Below are 15,629 nucleotides of genomic sequence, written 5' to 3' on the forward strand. Positions count from 1 at the left end.
CGCCCGCACGGCCGCACGGCCGCGTGGCCGGTAGCCGAGCCCGTACCCGAGTCCCGGCCGGAGGGGGCCGCCAGCACCGTAACCCGGTACTCAGCGCGATTCAGGCGGCGGTGCTCGTGGCGGTCCTCGTCGTCGGCGTCTCGCTCGGCCGGACACTGGCCCTGCCCGGTGACGCCGGGACGATGTCCCGGGTCGCGGACTGGGGACGGGTGAACCATCTGTCCTTCCTCGTGGACCAGTTCGACCGGCGTCGTTAGGGCCTGGCGTCTTAGGGCCTGGCGTCGTCAGGGCATGCTGCCTGGATCCGCGGCCGTCGGAGCGGCCCGGCGGGGGCATGCCCGGCGGGCGCCGTCGGCGGAGATGGGGCTTCGCGGCTCAGGCCCGCAAAAAGTTCGCAAAGATGGCGTACAACGTAGAGGTTTGCCGACCAGAGAGCGATTGTTGTCATCGTTGCCGTACTTGTCGCTTTATGGCCTCCATTGAGTATGATCGAATCAATGTCCGGGTAACCTGCGAATCCTCGGCCACGCGGACCATCCGGGCCGGCGGAGCAGGAGAAGCGGTCCCGGCGAAATTGGTTGCGCCCAGTTTGCCGAATCCTCTTGCATCCGATGGCCCCGGGCGTGTGAAATCGGTATCGGTAGGTCTGTCGCATTCCGTCGACCTCGCCGCGAAGAGGCCCGTCTCGGGCATCCTGGTCGCCGACGTTCGGCCGAGCGCGCGTCCTGGCCTGCCAAAGCATCCAGGGAGGCCACGTGCGTCCAAGACCCGCACCTTCTCCTGCGGCACCCCTGACCGTGAACAGTGGCGGCCAGGGGCGGGTGAGTCAGGACCGGGCCGGGCAGGGTCATGTCGGCAACGGCCGGGCCGGGCAGCTCCCGGACGCCTCCGATGGACCCGGCCGGCTGCCCACCGAGGCCGAGGCTGCCGCGATCACGGCGGCGGTCTTCGACAGCCCGCTGGTGTCCAGGGTGTCGCCGGATGGTCTGCGCATCACCGGCATCCGCACCTCGACCGGCGCACCCGACTGGGCGTTCGCGGTGTTGTCCCCGCCGGGCGGTACCGATCCGGCGATCGCGGTGCTGCGGTGGGACACCAGCTGCGGATGGGTGCTCGACCAGGTGGGGACGGCTCGGGTCGGGATCGGCGGTGGAGCGGCCGGACGGCACGACGACCTGCCGCGCGGGGCCATCACCCGTCGCCGCGGTGCCGGTGTCCGCCGCGGTTGCGAATCCGGCATCCGCCCAGGTGACGCGGCACGGCCCGGCTGAGCGACGGCGCCCTGCCGGCCTGGCGCCGCGCCAGCTACCGTCGTGAGGGTGTCGATGCCGGCCACCGAGGCCTCAGGACAGCCCGGGACCCTCGTGGACTGGTTGCGTGCGCTTCCGGATCAGGCGTTGACCCGGCTCTTCCTCCTACGGCCGGACCTGGCGATGCCGCCCCCACCGGACTTCGAGGTGCTTGCGGCCCGCCTGGAGATCCGGGTCAGCGTGGCCCGCGCGTTGGAACGTCTCGACACGGGCGCCTGCGAGCTCCTGGAGGCGTTGACGATCCTTCCCCGGCCGGTGTCCCTGGCGGAGCTGACAAGGTTCTGCGGGCATCCGGAGGTGTCCGAGCCGGTGGGCCGGCTTCGTGACCTCGGGCTCATCTGGGGCGACGACGACGAGCTGCGGGTTACCGGGATGGTCGTCGACCTCCTCGGCGTGCGCCCGCTGGGGCTCGGCCGTCCCGTGCGAGCCTGCCTGACGACGTACCGGCAGTCCCAGCTCGCCCGGCTCCTGACCGCGGCCGGCCTGCCGGTGCCCCGGGGCGCGGCCGACGAGACGGCGACCGGGTTCGCCGTCCGGGAAGCGATGATCGAGGCGTTGAGCGGCGCCTTCGCGGACGCGGATCGGGTCCGGGAGTGGATCGACGCCTGCTCCTCCCGGGCGCGGCAGCTGCTGGACCGGCTGGCCGCGGGTCCGGCACTCGGCGCCACTACGGAGGCGGGCCGGTTGCTGGGGTTGCCCGCGGCCCGGACCCCGGTGGAGGAGCTGCTCGCCCGCGGCCTGCTCGTCGGATTGGACGAGGAGACCGTCGAGCTGCCGCGCGAGGTTGGGCTGGTCGTGCGCGGCGAGCATCCGGCCGGGGTCCTGCACCCGCACCCGCCCGCCGTCGAGGGAGAGGTCGTCGGGGTGGCGGCGGCCGACGCCGCGGCGGCCCTGGCGGCGGACACCCTCGTCCGGTGGGTCACCACCCTGCTGGACGCCTGGGGCGCGAGCCCGGTCACCCCGCTGCGCACCGGCGGGTTGAGCGTGCGAGACCTGCGGGCCGCCGCGAAACTGCTCGACGTCGACGAGCGGGCCGCGGCCTTCGTGGTGGAGCTGGCCGCGGCGGCCGGCCTGGTCGACACGACCGCGGGGGTCGACGTCCAGTACGTGCCGACCACGGCCTACGACCGCTGGGGCACCGACCTGGTAGCTGCCCGGTGGGCCGTACTGGTCGAGGGCTGGCTGCGCTCGTCGACCGCCGCCTGGCTGGTTGGCGAGCGGGACGAGCGGGGCCGGCAGATCGCTCCCCTGTCGCTGGACGTGCGGCGACCGGCCGCGCAGGACCTGCGTGCCCAGGTCCTGCGGGCGCTGGCCACGGCGCCCGCCGGGGTGGTGCCGACCGCGGAGTCGTTGCGTGCCCTGTTGACCTGGCGAGCGCCGCGGCGCGGCGGAACGCTGCTTGCCGGGACGATCGACGGAACGATTGTCGAGGCCGAGCTGCTTGGGCTGACCGGCCGGGGCGCGCCGAGCACGGTCGGTCGGTTACTCGCCGCCCAGCTCGACGCGGAGAACGCCGATCCGGCGCGGAACGCGGGCGTGCCGAGCCGATCGGCGGCTGGTGATCCCGCGCTGTGCGCCAGGCTCGCCGACGCGCTCGCGCCGCTGCTGCCCGAGCCGGTCGAGGAGCTGCTGCTGCAGGGGAATCTCACCGCGGTTGCCCCGGGCCCGCTGGTACCCCGGGTGGCTGCGGAGCTGGCGCGGATGGCGGACGTCGAGTCCGCGGGCGCGGCCACCGTCTACCGGTTCTCCGAGGCCTCGCTGCGTCGCGGCCTGGACTCGGGCCTGGTGGCGGAGGACATCCACGCGATGCTCGCCCGCCTCGGTCGAGGCGGGGCGCCGCAGGCCCTCACCTATCTGATCGACGACACCGCCCGGCGGCACGGCCGGTTGCGGGCTGGTCCTGCCGCGAGCTACCTGCGCTGCGAGGACACGGCGCTGCTCGCCGAAGTGGTCGCCAACCGGCGTACCCAGGCGTTGGGGCTGCGCCGGATCGCGCCGACGATCGTCATCTCCCCACTGCCGACCGCGGAGGTGCTCGTCGGCCTGCGCACCGCCGGGTTCGCACCGGTCGCGGAGGCCCCGGACGGGCGGGTGGTGCTGCGCCGGCCCGCCGCCTATCGGACGCCGGCGCGCCCCCGCGTGGCGTCGGTCGACGTGGCCGGCACCCGGATCAACCAGCTGCGCGACGTGGTCCGGCTGGTCCGCCGAGGCGACGACAGCGCACGGGCGGTCCGGGCAGCCGGTGAGGTTCCCGGCATCGAGGTCGGGCTCACCCGGTCCGCGCCGTTGATCCTGGTGCTGCTGCAGGGAGCCGTCCGGGACCGGCGCCGGGTGCTGCTGGGCTACGTCGACCAGCAGGGTGCGCCGAGCGACCGGATCGTGCGGCCCACCGCTGTCGAGGGCGGCTGGCTCACCGCGTGGGACGAACTCAGCGCCGGCCCGCGTCGTTTCGTCCTGCACCGGGTGACCGGCGTCGCCGACATCGACGACGCGTTCGGCGGGCCGCCGGTGGCGGCGGACTGGTCGGCCGCCGCGGAGGATCTCGCCGATCCGCCATGAGCCGGGCGGGCCGGTGCCGGTGTGCCCGCCTGCCTGCGGGACCCGCGGTGGTTTCAGTCGGGCTTCGGCCCCTCTGGTTACCGTGTCGGTGGTCGGCTGTACCGTCGAAGGGCGCCGGTGAACGAGCAGCGTGCCGCCGGTGTGATCGTGCCGGTGCGACGCCGGTGGCTCGCACCGCACCGATTGGTGCAGGGCGGCTCGTGTTGGTGGTTCACTAATGGGTCGATACCCACGGTGGAACCTACGGCGGACGGAAAGGGCGGTGGCGGGTGACGGATGGCCCGTTGATCGTCCAGTCGGACAAGACGTTGCTGCTTGAGGTCGAGCATCCGAGTGCTGCCGAGGCGCGGTCGGCCATCGCTCCGTTCGCCGAGCTCGAACGGTCTCCGGAGCATGTGCACACCTATCGGGTGACGCCGCTGGCGCTGTGGAACGCCCGTGCCGCCGGCCATGACGCCGAGCAGGTTGTCGATGCGCTGGTTCGCTTCTCCCGTTACGCCGTGCCGCACGCCCTGCTTGTCGACATCGCCGACACGATGGATCGCTACGGTCGGCTGCGCCTGGAGAACGACCCGGCCCACGGGCTGGTGTTGCGTGCTCTCGACCGGGTGGTGCTCGTCGAGGTGGCCCGGGCCAAGAAGGTCGTGCCGATGCTCGGCTCCCGCATCGACGACGACACAATCGCCGTGCACCCCTCCGAGCGCGGCCGGCTCAAGCAGGCACTGCTCAAACTCGGGTGGCCGGCGGAGGATCTCGCCGGTTACGTCGACGGCGAGGCGCACCGGATCGAACTGCGCCAGGACGGCTGGGAGCTGCGCGACTACCAGAAGGGTGCGGTAGCCGGGTTCTGGGAGGGCGGGTCGGGGGTCGTCGTGCTGCCCGCGGGTGCCGGGAAGACCATCGTCGGCGCCGCGGCCATGGCCCAGGCCGGGGCGACCACGCTGATCCTGGTCACGAACACGGTGGCCGGCCGGCAGTGGCGGCACGAGCTGCTGCGCCGCACCTCGCTGACCGAGGAGGAGATCGGCGAGTACTCCGGGGAGCGCAAGGAGATCCGGCCGGTCACCATCGCCACCTACCAGGTGATGACGGCCCGGCGTAAGGGCGAATACCTGCACCTGGAGTTGTTCGGGGCCCGGGACTGGGGTCTGATCGTCTACGACGAGGTGCACCTGCTCCCGGCGCCGGTCTTCCGGATGACCGCCGACATCCAGTCCCGTCGTCGGCTCGGCCTGACCGCGACCCTCGTCCGGGAGGACGGCCGGGAGGGCGACGTCTTCTCGTTGATCGGGCCGAAGCGGTATGACGCCCCGTGGCGGGAGATCGAGGCACAGGGCTGGATCGCGCCGGCGCAGTGCACCGAGGTGCGCGTCACGCTCACCGAGGACGAGCGGATGGCCTACGCCGTCGCCGAGCCGGAGGAGCGGTACCGGATGTGTGCCACCGCCCGCAGCAAGCGGGCGGTGGTGGAACGTCTCGTCCGCCGGCACTCCGATGACCGGGTGCTGGTGATCGGCGCATATCTCGACCAGCTCGACGAGCTCGGGGAGCTGTTGGACGCCCCGGTCATCCAGGGTTCCACCCGTAACCGGGAGCGGGAGCGGCTATTCGAGGCGTTCCGGACCGGGGAGATCACCACACTGGTCGTTTCCAAGGTCGCGAATGTCTCCATCGACCTGCCGGAGGCCGGGGTGGCCGTGCAGGTCTCGGGCACGTTCGGTTCCCGCCAGGAGGAGGCCCAGCGGCTCGGTCGGGTGCTGCGGCCCAAGGCCGACGGCCGCACGGCGCACTTCTACACGGTGGTGGCCCGCGACACCCTCGACCAGGAGTACGCGGCACACCGCCAGCGATTCCTCGCCGAGCAGGGCTACGCCTACACCATCGTCGACGCCGACGACGTCCTGGGGTAGCGGTCGGGGTCGCGCCATCACTCCGAGTCGGGCGGGTCGATCAGCTCGGCCGGCTGGATCGCCACCGGAAAGGGCTGAGTGGCGGTGAAGGTCTCCTTCCCGCTGACCGTGCGGGTGGCGAGGTACGCATCGGCGACCAGGTCGTACGCCTCGATGGTGGCGGTGTCCGGGTCGATCAGCCAGCAGGACGGCACGCCGCGTTGCCGGTAGAGATCGAGTTTGAGGGTGCGGTTGTAGCGCCGGGTGCTGGCGTCGGCCACTTCGATGACGAGGGACGGGGTGCCCCGGAGCCGACGGCCGGTGTCACCGCTCGCCGCTACCACGACATCCGGCACGAGCAGACTGCGGGGGGACAGCTCCACCCCGATCCCGGCCGGCAGGATCTGAGCTCCGGAGGAGGCCGTGCCCGCCAGGATCCGGACCAGGCGCGCCGTGACGCGGGCCCGCAGCGGTGTCGGCCATGGTCGCAGGACGCACAAGCCGTCCAGGAGTTCGAACCGAGCGTCATCATGCCCGCCCGTGTCGAGATCTTCCACGGTGACCGGGGGAGTGGGAACGGTCATCGAGGGGCGATGGGAGCGCGGCTGTGCGGGGGCCTGAACCACGAGGGCTATCGTGCCTGTCGCCGTGGCCGCTGTCTAAAGCTGGCATGCGTTAATTGTCCGTGTCGCGGTAAAAGGTCGAAGTCTAACGAAGGTGACCTTCGAATTGTTCAAAAGGAGTGACATAAAGCTCTTGTCTCTTGGATTACCCGATGGTAATTTGATCGCCGTCGATGGCGGCCGAGAAGAGCGTTCTTGGAAAGGTCGCCTTTGGGAGTGCCTTCCGGCGTTCGCTCCGTCCCGAGCGGCGCCCGCTCCCACGCCGGAGAGCTCGCCCTCGCGGAACCTCCCGTCCGCGGGGGCGAGCCTTGCCCCGCACGGCGCCTTCGGCGCAGTGCGGGGACCCCTGGCATCAGGGTGGAGACGGGGTTTCCGTCAGCTCGCCTTCGGCGAGCTTCCTGGGGTAGCCGTCGGAGCCTCGGCTGTGATGCACGGGCGAACGCACGAGGGCGGCCCCGGGAGAACCGGAGCCGCCCTCGGCCAGACGGTGGTACAGGGTACAGCAGGTGACGAATTGGACTAGAAGTCCATGTCGCCGCCGCCGCCCGGGACTGCCGGGGCCGGGTTCTTCTCCGGCTTGTCAGCGATGACGGCCTCGGTGGTGAGGAACAGGCCGGCAATCGACGCGGCGTTCTGCAAGGCGGAGCGGGTGACCTTGGCCGGGTCGATGATGCCGGTGCCGATCAGGTCGACGTACTCGCCGGTGGCCGCGTTCAGGCCGTGGCCGGTCGGCAGGTTGCGGACCTTCTCGACCACGACGCCGCCCTCGAGACCGCTGTTGAAGGCGATCTGCTTGATGGGCGCCTCGAGCGCAAGCCGGACGATGTTGGCACCGGTCGCCTCGTCGCCGGACAGGTCCAGCTTCTCGAAGGCGGTGATCGACGCCTGGAGCAGCGCGACGCCACCACCGGCGACGATGCCCTCCTCGACGGCGGCCTTCGCGTTGGACACCGCGTCCTCGATGCGGTGCTTCTTCTCCTTGAGCTCGACCTCGGTGGCCGCGCCGACCTTGATGACGGCGACGCCGCCAGCCAGCTTCGCAAGCCGCTCCTGGAGCTTCTCGCGGTCGTAGTCCGAGTCCGACTTCTCGATCTCGTTGCGGATCTGGCTGACCCGACCGGCGATCTGGTCGGGGTCGCCGGCACCCTCGACGACGGTCGTCTCGTCCTTGGTGACAACGATCTTCCGGGCACGGCCGAGCAGGTCGAGCGAGGTGCTCTCGAGCTTGAGGCCGACGTCCTCGGAGATGACCTGACCACCGGTCAGGATGGCGATGTCGCCCAGGATCGCCTTGCGGCGGTCACCGAAGCCGGGGGCCTTCACCGCGACGCTCTTGAAGGTGCCGCGGATCTTGTTGACGACCAGGGTAGCCAGCGCCTCGCCCTCGACATCCTCAGCGATGATCGCCAGCGGCTTGCCGGTCTGCATGACCTTCTCCAGTAGCGGGAGCAGGTCCTTGACCGCGGAGATCTTGCTGTTGACGATCAGGATGTACGGGTCGTCCAGGACGGCTTCCTGACGGTCCGCGTCCGTGACGAAGTACGGCGAGATGTAGCCCTTGTCGAAGCGCATACCCTCGGTGAGCTCGAGCTCGAGGCCGAAGGTGTTGCTCTCCTCGACGGTGACGACGCCTTCCTTGCCGACCTTGTCCAGCGCCTCGGCGATGAGGCCGCCGATGGCCGAGTCACCCGCGGAGATGGACGCCGTGGAGGCGATCTGCTCCTTGGTCTCGACCTCCTTGGCCTGCTTGGACAGCTCCTCGGAGACGCGCTCGACCGCGACCTCGATGCCCTTCTTCAGCCCGAGGGGGTTGGCGCCGGCGGCCACGTTGCGCAGACCCTCGCGCACCAGGGCCTGGGCCAGGATGGTGGCGGTGGTGGTGCCGTCACCCGCGACGTCGTTGGTCTTCTTCGCGACTTCCTTGACGAGTTCCGCGCCGATCTTCTCGTACGGGTCCTCGAGCTCGATCTCCTTGGCGATGCTCACACCGTCGTTGGTGATCGTGGGTACGCCCCACTTCTTCTCCAGCACGACGTTGCGGCCCTTCGGCCCGAGCGTGACCTTGACCGCATCGGCCAGCTGGTTCATGCCGCGCTCCAGGCCGCGCCGAGCCTCCTCGTCGAAGGCAATGATCTTCGGCATGGTTTCTGGGTCCTCCCAGTGGGATGGCAGGTTCGATGGCCTGGCCCTAACGACGCCCGCGACGGACGGCTCCCGCCTGCTCCGGACCCGGGTGATGCACCTCGGACACAGCGCGGATCGGGCAGCCTCGCCGTTTCAGCCTTGGCACTCCCTAGACGAGAGTGCCAGCTCTTGTTTAGCACTCGGCACGAGTGAGTGCAAGCTGACCCATGGTTCCGCGTGCCCGGCTCCGATCCCCCCGCGGCGCCTCGCCGTCGTCCGTGGCCCTTCCGTTGGTCCGGCGTGGTCCACGAAGTTCGTCGAATGCGCTGTGCCGGGCTGTGCTGCGCCCGAGTCAGTCGTCGCCGAGGCCGGCGGCCTCGAAGGCGCGCAGCGACGGCTTGATCGTCGCGGTCGGTCCGCCCGTCTCGACGAGGGGGTCAAGCGTCTTCAGCCCGTCGCCGGTGTTGTAGAGGATGGTCTCGGCGGCCGGGTCGAGCAGCCCCTCGCGCAGCAGCCTGCGCAGAGTGGCCACGGTGACGCCGCCGGCCGTCTCACCGAAGACGCCCTCGGTGCGGGCGAGCAGCCGGATCCCGTCGATGATCTCCTCGTCGGTCACGTCCGTGATCGCCCCGCCGGTCCGCCGAGCCACGTCGAGGGCGTAGGGGCCGTCGGCCGGGTTGCCGATCGACAGCGACTTGGCGATTGTGGTGGGCCGGACCGGGGCGACGGTCTCGACGCCGCGGGCGAACGCGGCGGCCACCGGGTTGCAGCCGGCCGCCTGCGCACCGAACACCCTGTACGGCGCCGGCTCGACCAGGCCGAGCCGGCCGAGCTCACCGAAGGCCTTGTCGATCTTTGTCAGCAGCGAGCCGGAGGCGATCGGCACGACGACCTGCTTGGGCAGCCGCCAGCCGAGCTGCTCGGCGACCTCGTAGCCGAGCGTCTTGGACCCCTCGGCGTAGAAGGGGCGGACGTTGACGTTGACGAACGCCCACTCGTACTCCCCGGCCAGTTCGCTGCACAACCGGTTCACGTCGTCGTAGTTGCCCTGGATGGCGACCAGCGTCCCGCCGTACACCCCGGTGGAGACCGTCTTGCCGGCCTCGAGGTCGTGCGGTACGAGCACCACCGAGCGCAGCCCGGCACCGGCCGCATGCGCCGCCACCGACTGCGCGAGGTTGCCCGTCGAGGCGCAGGCGACCGTGGTGAAGCCCAGCTCGCGGGCGGCGGTGAGCGCCACGGAGACGACCCGGTCCTTGAAAGAATGGGTGGGGTTGGCGCTGTCGTTCTTGATATAGAGCGTCTTCATCCCCAGCTCCGCGGCGAGCCGCGGGGCCGGGTGCAGCGGCGTCCAGCCGGCCCCGAGGGAGACCCGCCGCGCCGGGTCATGCCCGGCGGGCAGCAGCCCGACATAACGCCACAGGTTCGCCGGACCGCGTTCGATGGACTCTCGGGTCACTCGAGCCAGCAGGTCCGGGTCGTAGGCGATTTCCAGGGGAGCGAAGCATTCCACGCACACATGCGTAGGGGACAGCGGGTAGGTGGCGCCGCAGTGCCGACAGGACAGCGAGACCGCGGGGTTCGCGACGTCGAGGGCGGGACCGGTGGCACGCTCGGGCGCGAGTGTCATGAAGAAGCTCCTCATCTTTCCCGGGGCAGTCTGCCACCAGGACGGAATTAGCACCTGCCGCGCACGGGATGCGGGTGGTTGCCGGGGCTTCGCTGGGCCGTTCCCTCTGCCCCTCTGGATGAGCCAGATGAAGTTGTCTGTCCGTACTGTAGACCGTGCGCGGGTGGTCGTGCACCGGTGTTGCCTCTGGTTGTGGACATGATATGGGTCGGTCGGAGGTTTCTCGGTGTGGTCTCACCGGTGCGGGCGGGTCCTGCCCGCTCGTACCGGCCGCGCGCGCCCCCATGCCCGGAGATCGACCCGATCACGCCAGAGCCAGGGAGCCTGTAACAGTGAGTATCCGCGTCGTCTATACCGATCTTGACGGCACGATGGTCGGTCCCAAGGGTTGTTTCTTCCGGGCGGAGGGGGGAGCGATCACCCTGGAGCCGGCTCGTGCGCTCGCCGAGCTGCACGGCGCCGGCGTTGCGCTGGTCCTGGTCAGCGGGCGTACCCGTCCGCAGCTTCTCGAGGCCGCGGCGATCTTCGGCGCGGACGGGTTCATCGGGGAGCTCGGCGCGATCGTCGGCTGGAACGAGGGGCGCGACAGCGAGATCCTGCGCGGCGCGATGCCGCCCGACTTCGACCAGGTACCGGAGTACCTGCTCGACCGGATGGTCGAGCGCTACCCCGGGCGGCTGGAGCTGCACACCCCCTGGCACTCCGGCCGGGAGGTCGACGTCATGCTTCGCGGGAAGATCGAGGTGTCGGAGGTCGACGGCTGGCTCGCCGAGACCGGGTTCCCCTGGTTGAGCATGCGCGACAACGGGCTGATCTCGCCGGTCCACATGCCTGATCTCGGAGTGAATCCGCATGTCTACCATCTGGTCCCGGACGGTGTGGGCAAGGGGGACGCGGTCGCCTACGACCTCAAGCGGCGCGGGGTGTCACCGGCCGAGGCGATCGCCATCGGCGATTCCGCCAGCGACCTGGCCATGGCTCCCCATGTCGGGCGGATGCACCTGGTCGCGAACGCGGTGCGGCACCCGGACATCGCCGCCCTGCTGGCGCGGTACGACAACGTCACGGTCGAGGCGGGCCCGGTCGGCGCCGGCTGGGCCAGCGCGGTGCGAGCGGCCGTCGCCGCCTGAACGCGGTCCGCCTGAACGCCGTCCGCGCGTCGACGTTCGGCACCGGCAGGGCAGACCGGACGGTCACCGGTCGGCGGCGAGGGCGTGCAGCTGGTCGGTGAACCAGAGCTGGGGCGGTAGCCGCCCGGCGACGGCGGCCAGCTCCTCGGCGCGCCGGCGCCGCTCGGGGGCGGGCATCGTCAGGGCGGTGTGCAGAGCCCGCGCGGTCGCCTGGATGTCGAACGGGTTGACGACCAGCGCCGCCGTGCCCATCTCCGCGCAGGCTCCGGCCTCCCGGGAGAGCACGAGGACGGCATCCCTGATCGAGACGATCGGCCCCTCCTTGGTGACGAGGTTCATGCCGTTCCGGATCGGGTTGACGACGAGCACCTCCGCGAGCGAGAGGGCCGCGATCGACCGGGGGTAGTCGTCGGTGATCTCCAGCCGCAGCGGCAGCCAGGTGTCCGTGGCGAACTCGTCCTCGATCTCCGCGGCTAGGCGTTGCACCGCGGCGGTGTATTCCCGGTACTCCGGCAGATCGTGCCGTGACGGGTAGGCGCAGACCAGGTGCATCACCTTGCCGCGCCATTCCGGACGGGTGCGCAGCAGCTCCCGGTAGGCGTCGAGACCGCGGACGATGTTCTTGGACAGCTCGGTGCGGTCGACCCGGACGATGAGCCGCCGCCCGCCGGCCAGGTCGACCAGCTCGGCGGCCCGGGCGGCCACGTCGGTGGCGGCGGCCCGGCCGCGCAGCTCGTCCGCGTTGACGCCGAGCGGATGTACCCCGATCCGCACCGTCCGGTGCCGCCCGGCTTCCCGTCCCGGCCCGGCCGTCCCGACGGTCACCGCCCGCCGCTCGATCCGCAGTCCGAGGAGGTCGCGGCAGCATTCCTGGAACGCGTCGGCCCAGGCGTCGGTGAGGAACCCGAGCCGGTCGGCGCCGAGCATGCCGCGCAGGATCTGTTCGCTGACGTCGTCCGGGAGTATCCGGAAGTACTCCGGCGGTGCCCAGGGAGTGTGGCTGAAGTGGGCGATCCGCAGGTCCGCCCGCAGCGCCCGCAGCCGGGCGGCGACCAGGGTCAGGTGGTAGTCCTGGATCAGCACCGAGGCGCCCGGGGCGGCCTCGTGCGCGAGGGCCTGGGCGAACATCTCGTTGTAGGTCTCGTACGCTTCCCAGTCGCGGCGGAACGCCGGGCCGAAGACCGGCTGCGACGCCGGCGCGTAGAGCAGGTGGTGGATGAACCAGAGCGTGCGGTTCGCGACTGCGTTGTAGGCGCGGTCAAAGACGACCTGGTCGACGTCGAGCATCCGGACGGCGGCGCCGCCGGTGTCGTGGCCGGCGAGATCGAGGCGGCCGGCGGGCGCGGAACGCGCTGCCCGGCGATCGGCGTCACTGAGGGCGGCACACACCCACGCCATCGGACCGTCACAGTCGTCGGCCGCCACCCGGCCGAGGCCACTGACGAGGCCGCCGGCGCCCCGCCGGATCCGCAGCTTCCCGTCGTCCCCGACGGCGAACGCCACCGGCCCCCGGTTGGAGGCGACCAGCACCCGCGCGGTGCCAGTCGGCCACAGCCGCGGCAGGGTGTCTTCCTCGGCTCCCGGCATCCGACGCACACTGCGGAGAGTAGGCCATCCGCTCAGCCCTGTACGCCGGTCCATCAAGATCGTCTTGTCTGGCGGTGGAGGTTCACGAATCGGCGACAGATGTCTCACGGAAATGCCGTTGGCTTAGGGATGCCGGTGGGGTGAGCCCCGGGGGGCGGGCTGAGCGCGCCCTATGGGGATGCGCGAAGAGGGCACGAGCGGTCAGCCGCTGAGCCGCTCGACCAGCACCTCCAGCAGGGCGACCATCCCGGCGGGCCCGCCCACGACCAGGTCGGCGCGTTCGCGGATCACGTCCGGGACCTCCGGGCTGTCGCTGCACACGGTGATACCGGGCAGCCCGCCCGCCCGTAGCTCGTCGACGGCCTCGAATGCCGGCAGATCGCCGTAGTCGTCCCCGGCGACCAGCACCGAGCGCGCCTGGCGGGCCGCGATGAGCTTGCGCAGCGCACCGCCCTTGTCGTGCCCGGGCGGACGCAGTTCCAGCACTCGCTTGCCCGGCGCCGCCTCCAGCCCATGGTCTTCAGCGAGGGCCGTCAACGCCGGCGTGAGCGCGGCGAGCGCCGAGTCCGGATCGGCGGTGCGCCGCACGTGTACCACCAGCGCCTGGTGCTTGTCCTCGACGGCGGTGCCGACCGGGGCGTCGCGGAGCAGTTCGGGCAGCGCCGCGCGGACCGCGGCGACCCCGGGCAGCGGCTCGGGACTGCTGATCGCGCGGCTGCCCGAGTCCCAGTGCTGCAGTCCGTACTGGCCAAGGATGATCAGGTTCCCGAAGTCGGGGATCTTCTCCAGCCCGGTCAGTTCCAGCAGCGAGTCCACCGGCCGTCCGGTGATGACGGCGAGGGTGCCGACCTCATGGGAGATCCGGCGCAGCGCCTCCATCGCCCCCGGCGCCGGGACGGCGTCCGACGGCCGCGGGACGATCGGCGCGAGGGTGCCGTCGTAGTCGAGGGCGATCAGGGCGCGTTCGGGCGCGGTGAGCAGGGCGGCGAGTCCAGCGCCCCCGGCGGGTGTGCGGGGGGCGGGTGGGCTGTGTGGCGCGGATTCGGTCACTGGGCCTTCCTCGGTCACGGGGCGAGGTGGTCGGGCGCCGGTGAGGAGCGTGGCGCGGCGGTCAAGTGATCATTTTTCCGGGCGGGCGGGGAAGTCGCGGGTGATCACCAGAATCAGTGCGTCGGTGGAGACGATTCTGGTCTTCGACTGGGGCACGATGCTCTCGATGCCCGGCATCGCCTCCTTCAGGGCTCGGGCGGCGTCGTCGTCGTCGTAGAAGACCGTCGTCACCGGGACGTTGTAGATCGACTGGTAGTTGCCCACCCGCTCGACCCGGAACCCGGCCGACTCGACCTGCTTGGCGGCCACCTCGGCGAGCCCGGCGACCCGCGAGTTGTTCAGGACGACCACCGGGGCCGTGGCCTTCGGTCCCGGCGGGGCCGGCGGCTTCGTCGCGGTGGACGCGGACGGCGCCGGCGTCGGTTCCAGGGACGCCGGCGCCGTCTTCGTGGCCCCCGGGCCGGGGGCCGGGGACGTGGCCGCCGCGCGGTGCGGCGACGGGGCCGGAGTGGTCCGGCCGCCGCCGGCTTGGTCCGTGCCCGGCCGCGCCGAGTGCGTCGGGGCCGCGACCTGGGTGGTGGAGCCGTCCGCGTCGGACGGGCCGTTCAGCAGATTGACCACCAGGATGCCCGCGAGTACGGCGAGAACCGCGACGACGCCCGCGCCGAGGGTGTGGAGCCGGTCCGGGCGCCGCCGGTGGGGACGCCGCGGCGGTGCGTTCGTGGCAGGTGTCATGCGTGGTCTTACCCCTCGGCCCGGTCACGTCGGCCGGATCGGGCCGCCCGACGTTGCTCCCGCAGCCGGCGCAGCCGGCGGACCAGCATCGGATCGGCTATCAGCGCGGCTTCCGAATCGATCACCCGGTTTAACAACTGGTAGTAGCGTGTTGATGACAGCCCGAACTCGGCCCGGATCGCCTCCTCTTTGGCCCCCGGGTGACGCCACCAACCCTGCTCGAAGCGCAACATGCGACGATCGCGATCGGACAGTTCGTTGGGTGGGACGTCCGCCCGCGCTGGTTTCTCGGGCGCTGGTTTCTCGGGCGGCAGGCTCTCGGGCGGTAGAGGGTGTGCTGCCTCCACAGCGGGACCTCCTCGGGACGCATCCGGGACGATGGGCGCGATGGTGCGCCGACGTACCACGCCCGGTATGGTGCGCCGCCCACTATTTCACCCCGTGGGTCCGACATCCTCGGCGTCTCTGGCGACACACGTCCCGCCCGCGGTCCGGCCGCCCGACGCGGATCTGATGAGACGCTCGCGGGAGGCTCCCACCTGGTCCTGGCCAGGTCAGAGTTCCGGCCAGGTCAGAGCGCCCCGATTGGCTGTCATTGGCACCGATTGGCCTCCGGGCAGGCGGGGCACGCCGTGTGGTGACCTACTCTTGGCCGGTGAGCCGGCGCTTCACCCGCACCACCGAGGACTTCGTCTGCCTGGTCTGCGGGACGGCCGTGCGTGGTGACGGGTACACCAACCACTGCCCGTCCTGTCTGTCGTCGCGGCACGTCGACGTCAACCCCGGCGATCGGGCGGCGCGGTGCGGCGGTGTGATGCGGCCGGTCGCGGTGGAGAGCCGTACGCACGATCTGGTCATCACGCACGTCTGCGAGCGGTGCGGGCATCGGCGCCGCAACCGGTCCGCTCCGGCGGACGATCGCGACACGCTGCTGGCGGTCGCCGCCGCGGTCGCGCAGGCGGCGACGGCCCCAGGGCTGCCGGCCCCAGGGC

General features: G+C 71.3%; 12 protein-coding genes, 1 pseudogene and 1 riboswitch. Of the genes and pseudogenes, 6 read left to right on the forward strand and 7 right to left on the reverse strand.

Annotated features, from left to right (window positions below):
* The 4 genes and pseudogenes from AC08OU_RS13530 to AC08OU_RS13545 form a co-directional block, all read left to right on the forward strand.
* Window positions 1-257: pseudogene (locus AC08OU_RS13530) on the forward strand (hypothetical protein); the annotation flags it as partial.
* Between the two features lie 564 nt (window positions 258-821).
* Complete coding sequence (locus AC08OU_RS13535; RefSeq protein WP_476605040.1) at window positions 822-1,271, forward strand: hypothetical protein; 450 nt, start codon at window positions 822-824, stop codon at window positions 1,269-1,271.
* 54 nt (window positions 1,272-1,325) lie between these two features.
* Window positions 1,326-3,869, forward strand: a complete 2,544-nt coding sequence (locus tag AC08OU_RS13540; protein ID WP_476601378.1) for a helicase-associated domain-containing protein — start codon at window positions 1,326-1,328, stop codon at window positions 3,867-3,869.
* A 269-nt stretch (window positions 3,870-4,138) separates the two neighbouring features.
* The gene (locus AC08OU_RS13545) at window positions 4,139-5,779 is read left to right on the forward strand and encodes a DNA repair helicase XPB (protein ID WP_462186148.1); all 1,641 of its coding nucleotides are present in this window, start codon (window positions 4,139-4,141) and stop codon (window positions 5,777-5,779) included.
* Window positions 5,780-5,796: 17 nt separating this feature from the next.
* Here AC08OU_RS13545 and AC08OU_RS13550 read toward each other — a convergent pair whose 3' ends face one another.
* From AC08OU_RS13550 to thrC, 3 genes are all read right to left on the reverse strand, one after another.
* Complete coding sequence (locus AC08OU_RS13550; RefSeq protein WP_476593857.1) at window positions 5,797-6,342, reverse strand: Uma2 family endonuclease; 546 nt, start codon at window positions 6,340-6,342, stop codon at window positions 5,797-5,799.
* A gap of 558 nt (window positions 6,343-6,900) precedes the next feature.
* On the reverse strand, window positions 6,901-8,523 hold the full coding sequence (gene groL, locus AC08OU_RS13555; RefSeq protein WP_476593858.1) for a chaperonin GroEL: 1,623 nt from the start codon (window positions 8,521-8,523) through the stop codon (window positions 6,901-6,903).
* Window positions 8,524-8,857: 334 nt separating this feature from the next.
* A complete protein-coding gene (thrC, locus tag AC08OU_RS13560) occupies window positions 8,858-10,135 on the reverse strand; it encodes a threonine synthase (protein WP_476601379.1) in 1,278 nt (425 codons plus the stop codon).
* Between the two features lie 8 nt (window positions 10,136-10,143).
* Window positions 10,144-10,260, reverse strand: a riboswitch (SAM riboswitch).
* Between the two features lie 207 nt (window positions 10,261-10,467).
* Here thrC and AC08OU_RS13565 point away from each other — a divergent pair.
* Complete coding sequence (locus tag AC08OU_RS13565; RefSeq protein WP_462203516.1) at window positions 10,468-11,265, forward strand: HAD family hydrolase; 798 nt, start codon at window positions 10,468-10,470, stop codon at window positions 11,263-11,265.
* A 63-nt stretch (window positions 11,266-11,328) separates the two neighbouring features.
* Here AC08OU_RS13565 and AC08OU_RS13570 read toward each other — a convergent pair whose 3' ends face one another.
* The 4 genes from AC08OU_RS13570 to AC08OU_RS13585 form a co-directional block, all read right to left on the reverse strand.
* The gene (locus tag AC08OU_RS13570; RefSeq protein ID WP_476602100.1) at window positions 11,329-12,852 is read right to left on the reverse strand and encodes an alpha,alpha-trehalose-phosphate synthase (UDP-forming); all 1,524 of its coding nucleotides are present in this window, start codon (window positions 12,850-12,852) and stop codon (window positions 11,329-11,331) included.
* A 201-nt stretch (window positions 12,853-13,053) separates the two neighbouring features.
* Entirely contained in the window at window positions 13,054-13,902 is an 849-nt protein-coding gene (otsB, locus tag AC08OU_RS13575; RefSeq protein ID WP_476602101.1) for a trehalose-phosphatase, read from the reverse strand.
* Window positions 13,903-13,971: 69 nt separating this feature from the next.
* On the reverse strand, window positions 13,972-14,637 hold the full coding sequence (locus AC08OU_RS13580) for a LytR C-terminal domain-containing protein (RefSeq protein WP_462186153.1): 666 nt from the start codon (window positions 14,635-14,637) through the stop codon (window positions 13,972-13,974).
* 8 nt (window positions 14,638-14,645) lie between these two features.
* Window positions 14,646-14,984: a DUF3263 domain-containing protein gene (locus tag AC08OU_RS13585; protein WP_476594540.1), complete on the reverse strand. Its 339-nt coding sequence runs from the start codon at window positions 14,982-14,984 to the stop codon at window positions 14,646-14,648.
* A gap of 287 nt (window positions 14,985-15,271) precedes the next feature.
* On the opposite strand from AC08OU_RS13585, the gene AC08OU_RS13590 reads away from it, so the two are divergent.
* On the forward strand, window positions 15,272-15,629 hold a 358-nt coding region (locus AC08OU_RS13590), incomplete at its 3' end, for an RNHCP domain-containing protein (RefSeq protein WP_476605041.1).

Source organism: Frankia sp. CcMO1 (assembly GCF_977945845.1).